Annotated in this window: 6 protein-coding genes; all 6 read left to right on the top strand. The window is 34.8% G+C overall.

Features of this window, described 5'->3' with window-relative positions; all coding sequences use genetic code 11:
• Positions 1 to 143: 143 nt before the first annotated feature.
• Positions 144 to 1,244, top strand: coding sequence for an O-antigen ligase family protein (locus AC1DDX_RS22630; protein ID WP_246269694.1), 1,101 nt, complete (start codon positions 144 to 146; stop codon positions 1,242 to 1,244).
• Between the two features lie 11 nt (positions 1,245 to 1,255).
• Positions 1,256 to 1,933, top strand: coding sequence for a class I SAM-dependent methyltransferase (locus AC1DDX_RS22625; protein ID WP_172662599.1), 678 nt, complete (start codon positions 1,256 to 1,258; stop codon positions 1,931 to 1,933).
• A 33-nt stretch (positions 1,934 to 1,966) separates the two neighbouring features.
• Complete coding sequence (locus AC1DDX_RS22620; protein WP_337715977.1) at positions 1,967 to 3,127, top strand: glycosyltransferase; 1,161 nt, start codon at positions 1,967 to 1,969, stop codon at positions 3,125 to 3,127.
• An 11-nt stretch (positions 3,128 to 3,138) separates the two neighbouring features.
• On the top strand, positions 3,139 to 4,344 hold the full coding sequence (locus AC1DDX_RS22615; protein WP_172662601.1) for a pyridoxal phosphate-dependent aminotransferase: 1,206 nt from the start codon (positions 3,139 to 3,141) through the stop codon (positions 4,342 to 4,344).
• The gene (locus tag AC1DDX_RS22610; protein ID WP_337715979.1) at positions 4,328 to 4,933 is read left to right on the top strand and encodes a hypothetical protein; all 606 of its coding nucleotides are present in this window, start codon (positions 4,328 to 4,330) and stop codon (positions 4,931 to 4,933) included. The genes AC1DDX_RS22615 and AC1DDX_RS22610 overlap by 17 nt, the downstream gene beginning before the upstream one ends.
• A partial coding sequence (locus AC1DDX_RS22605; RefSeq protein ID WP_477622636.1) for a hypothetical protein occupies positions 4,869 to 5,435 on the top strand: 567 nt, incomplete at its 3' end. The genes AC1DDX_RS22610 and AC1DDX_RS22605, both read left to right, overlap by 65 nt.

Genomic DNA, 5,435 nt, shown 5'->3' with positions numbered 1-5,435 from the left:
ACATAGAATAGCTTATAATGCATATGAAATTAATTGCAGTTGTATTTATAGTGTTGTATTTATACAGCCTGTCGTTCGGGGTTTTTATGACAAATTTATTTAGAATCCCTACGCCTCTTATTTTCTGTTTACCACTTATTTTTTTGTTTAGGGAAAAAGATGGGCTAGGATTTTTGTACAAAACGGAGCTTCTTCTTCTTGGGGGCGCTATTTTCTTGTACAATGCGATTGGTTTTTCAGATTACATGGTGTTTATGGCCAATACCTTATGCATTGGAATGTGCGCGCTTTACTTTAATTATTTTGTAGGTGCAGATAAAGAGCGATTTACGATTTCTGTTTATATTTTTTTTGCCTTGCTGACATTTTCATCAATTGTAATGGTTCTTAATCCATTTTATTTATCAGAAATAAATAATCTAAGGTCGATGCTGATGGGAGAACCGGTCGTGCAGAGTCCTTCGGGAATAGCAACATATCAATTTAACTTTGGTTATCAATTGGCCGCCCTGGTTCCATTTCTATTGATTTTTACTCTAGTGTTTGACAAAGCGCTTGTTATTAAAATAGTTAGTCTTTTGGCTTGTTTACTGTTTATATATCTGGGTATGCAACGCTCGGTATTTGTAGGTTTTGTTTTCTCGGTATTCTTGTTCCTGATATTGTATTACAATTACAAAGCGATTTTTATTGTGGTGTTTGCTGTTTGTGCAGCTTTTGTATTCTACACATACATTTTGAAAGATAATACAGACTCTTATAATAACATTCTTACCAAGAATGAACATAATATGGAGGAATACAATAGATCAACCCTGGCTGCTGAAAACTTAAGAATCTATTCGGATTATCCTTATGGGCTTATATTTTATGGGAAGGATTGGTCAGACGTTACTTATCGTAATGAGGTGTTCTCGTCGGGGATTACTTCGCACAATGCCTACCTGATGTTTCTTACCTATGTCGGACCTTTTTTGGGTTTGGGAATATTGGCCGGATTGTATTATAAGATTTCAAAGATCATTATCAATGCATTTCGAAATGTTAAGAAGAAGAAATATGCGTTGATGATTTGTCTTTGTTGTTCATTTATTGCCGTTTCCATCAATTCACTGTCGCACAACTCATGGCTTGTTAGCGCAAACGGCCCTACCTTTTTCCTGTATTTCGCGATTCTGCACTTAAACTTTTTGCTGAACAGAGAAGCTGATCTGGATGAGGATGTAGTTGTAACCCATATTTAAAGCCGAATGATATGGATAAGGAAACCATTAGAGATATCATAGACTGGGATATTACAAACTGGTGGAGGGCAATTGATTATCTGGATAAGAATGTGCCAGCAAACGAGAAGAGTACACAATGTTTGGAATTGGGCGCGGCACGTGGTGGGCTATCACTTTGGCTTGCACTTAGAGGCAACTCAGTACTATGTACGGATCTTAAAAATCCGGAGCCTATAGCAGGTGAAATTCATTGTAAGTATGAATGTGGCATTAATATAAGGTATGCGGCTTTGGATGCAACGGATATTCCTTTTAAGAACCAATTTGACATTATCGTATTTAAATCTATCCTGGGTGGGATTAGCCAGAATAATAGAAATGAATATAAAGCAAAAACGCTAAATGAGATTTATGGTGCCCTGAAGCCGGGAGGCATGCTGCTTTTCACAGAAAATTTGGCCGCTACTAATCTCCATCGGTTTCTGAGAAGGAAATATGGTACCCCTGGATGGAATTATCTGGATATAAATGAGGTAGAAGAGCTATTTAGTGCATTCAAAACAATCAAATATACAACAACAGGTTTTTTTGGCTGCTTTGGTAGGACTGAAAAGCAAAGAATCCTTTTAGGACACCTTGATGGATTATTGGAGTTCATCATCCCAAAGAGAAAAAGATACATACTAAGTGGTATTGCAACGAAATAATTTTTTGAATCGGATTTCCAGGTACATATAACAATGGAGAAAATCAAAATAATGCACCTTATAGGTGATTTAACTAAGGGAGGAGCAGAGCGCTTCGTAGTTGATTTGTGTAATGAGCTTGCTAAAGATGACCAATATGAAGTTTATTTGGTTTCTATCTGCTGGAATGATCCACAAGAGACATTTGTGAAAGATATTCATAAGAATGTTCGCTACGTTTCTTTCAATAAAGGCAGAGGATTTAGCTTAAAGGCTTTTTTGGGCTTAACCAAATGGTTGAATAGGGAGGAACCTGATGTGTTACACTCTCATTTAAATGGCTTCGAATATCTGGCCTTATATCTATTGGCTAGCAAGCACACGTTGTTCTTTCATACCATTCATAATATCGCTGTGGCGGAATGTCCAAATTTTATACTCAAAACCTTTAGAAAGTTCTGGTATAAAATAAATAAGGTGAAACCTGTTACGATCTCATTTGACGGCAAGAAAACTTATAGAGATTATTATCAGCTGGATAATGACATTTTAATTGAAAATGGAAGACAGGATCTGGTAACAACTGATGAATATCCTTTATTAAATGAAAAATACAAGGAGGGCGAAGACGCTTTTATTTTAATTCATGTAGGACGAATTGTATCGGAAAAGAATCAGGATTTATTAATCAGGGCTGTAAAGAAATTTAATGTTACTGAAGACAAGAAATGCAAACTGATCATTATTGGAGAGGTTAAAGAAAAGCATTTATATCAGCATTTACTGAAACTGGTTGGTAACGATCCATACATAGAATTTATAGGTGGAAAGCATAATGTGGTGGATTATTTAAGTATAGCCGATGCATTTTGTCTTTCAAGCATATTCGAAGGAATGCCAATTTCTTTAATCGAAGCCTTATCGGTTGGCTGTATTCCAGTTTGCACGCCTGTAGGGGGGATTGGTCAGATGATCAGACATGGAAAAACCGGTTTTCTAAGTAAAGATGTAAGTGTAGAAAGTTATTACGATGTATTAAAAGAAGCGCTTTATCATCCTGATAAAAAAATGATCAAACTAAACGGAAGGTTATTCTTCAAATTAAATTACCATATCCAGGCATCTGCAAATGCCCATTTAAAAACCTATTCTACAATGTTGATCTCGGATAAAAGCAACATGGTGAAAGGGTACCAGATGATTACTAAGATTTAACTTAAATAGAGATGATAAAATTTACTAGTGACGAACTCAAAGTAGTAAAGAAAATTGAGGTATTAAAGAATGAGGCAGGCTCCCATTCACCTAGTTTCTTTACATTCAAACAAAAACTCCCAGAGGTAGACATTAAAGTAGATGCTTGCTTTTTATCTAATCCTTATGCAACGGATTTGTTTATTGAGTATTTTAATAAGGAAATACTTCATACTGGGAATATCAGAGATTTATTGGAGAGTTATCCCTCTCAAAATGGTGTAATTGCTGAGATTTTAGCTGATTTCTTAAAAATTGATTCAGGGAATATCTTTATTGGCAATGGAGCTATTGAAATCATTCAAGCTGTTATCCATAATTTTACCAAAAGGAAGATTATCATTACAATACCTACCTTTTCATCTTATTATGAGTATGTTAAGGATGGTGTGGAGGTGGTGTATTATAATTTATCAAAGAATAATAATTACAACCTTGATGTAGAAGAATACATTGCATTTGTTAAACAAAATAAGCCAGACACCATAGTATTGATTAACCCGAATAATCCAAATGGTGGTTATACAAAAGCTGCTGATGTGCAGCGGATTATAGAAGAGCTTTCATTTGTTGACAATATTATTATAGATGAAAGCTTTATTCACTTCGCATATGAAAGTGAATCTTATCAGCTGGTATCATTATCTCATCTTGTTAAAGAACATCCTAATGTTATTGTTCTAAAAAGCATGTCGAAGGATTTTGGGATTGCAGGTGTAAGGGCCGGGTATGGTGTGATGAGAAAGGAATATGTTGATCTTTTATTAAAGAATGGTTATTTGTGGAATTCAAATGGTTTTGCCGAATATTTCTTTCGATTGTATACAAGAGCGGATTTTGCACTTAGATATGATAAGGTAAGGGTAAAATATATTGTTGAGACGCTGGAATTTATACAGGAGCTGAGACAGTTGCCAAATATTAAAGTTTACCCAAGCATGGCCAATTTTGTACTTATTGAGTTACTGGAAGGCATAAAATCTACAGAGTTTGTAGCCAAACTGCTTATAAGTTATGGCATTTACGTAAGAACATGTGATGATAAAATTGGCTTAAAGGGACAGTTTATAAGATTAGCATCCCGTTCAAAAGATGAAAACGACTATGTAATTCAAAGCATAAAAGCATGTATTCAGATGAATGACGTTTTGAAATTGGTAAATGAAACGGTTGTTTAAAGCAATAGTTTTTGGGATTTGTAATTTGTATTTCAGGTATCGTTTTAGAAGGTCTATAAAAAATGCCGTCCAAAATCAGGAGATATACCTTGTTGATATAGATAATACCCTTGCCGATACCTGGCCATCACTACAAGATTATGTTTATAGAAATGAAAACCACCGATATGGATCGTTATCGATTTTTATTGGGATGCGGAATTTTATACTGGATAAAACCAGAACCAGGCAGAAAGTAATATTTATATCCGCAAGAAGCTACCTCGACTACTTTTCGACACGTAAATGGCTGGCAGCAAATGGCCTGAAGGCTGATTGTGTAATTCTGGTAAGGAAGGCTGAAGACAAGCTTGATTATATAAATGAACTATTAAACAGAGGCGTGCCTGTAGTTTATATAGACGATTTGAGTTATGGTCATGAGTCTGGAGTAATGAAATTATATGAAAAGGTAATATTGAAATTGAAGGAAATGCCTATAAAATACTTAGGTATTAAAGAAATAGAACTAATTAATTCAGCTTATGAAACAAGTAACCAAGGTACTAAAGAGAATAGCGCGTATCATCAGAATTATAGTAGCAATTAAATGGCTAAAACTCTGGAGACTGCATGATGCTAGTAGTGATATTTTAGTTTGGATTCCCTTTAGATCTATTAAGTATTTTGGATCAGATGCATTTATATGGGATATGGCAACTATTGCTGGGCTGATAGCAGAAAATAAAAGAATAAAAATTGTGTTTAATCTGGCCATTGGGAAATACCATAACAAAAAGATTTTTTTTTCCATTAGCAATCGATACAATATATACAAGTTTGATAACTATACCCATATACTGTCGCATATTACCATGCAGCTTGAACAGCAGGGAAATTCAGTATTTCCCAAACACAGCGAGACCATGTTATGGGAAAATAAAACCTACATGCATCAAGTGTTTTATGTAGAGGGTGTTAATGAGCCTAAAACACGAATTTTTGAATCAATTGAAGACTTGGTAAAAGCGAATATCTGTTTCCCTTTTCTTATCAAAGCAGAGCATTCCTCATCTTCAGAAGGGTTATACAAAATATCATCTATAAAAGAT

It is taken from the genome of Pedobacter sp. 10L46_2 (genome assembly GCF_056395165.1).
The sequence above is the reverse complement of the archived record's forward strand: the minus strand, read 5'-3'. Positions and strand labels throughout refer to the sequence as shown.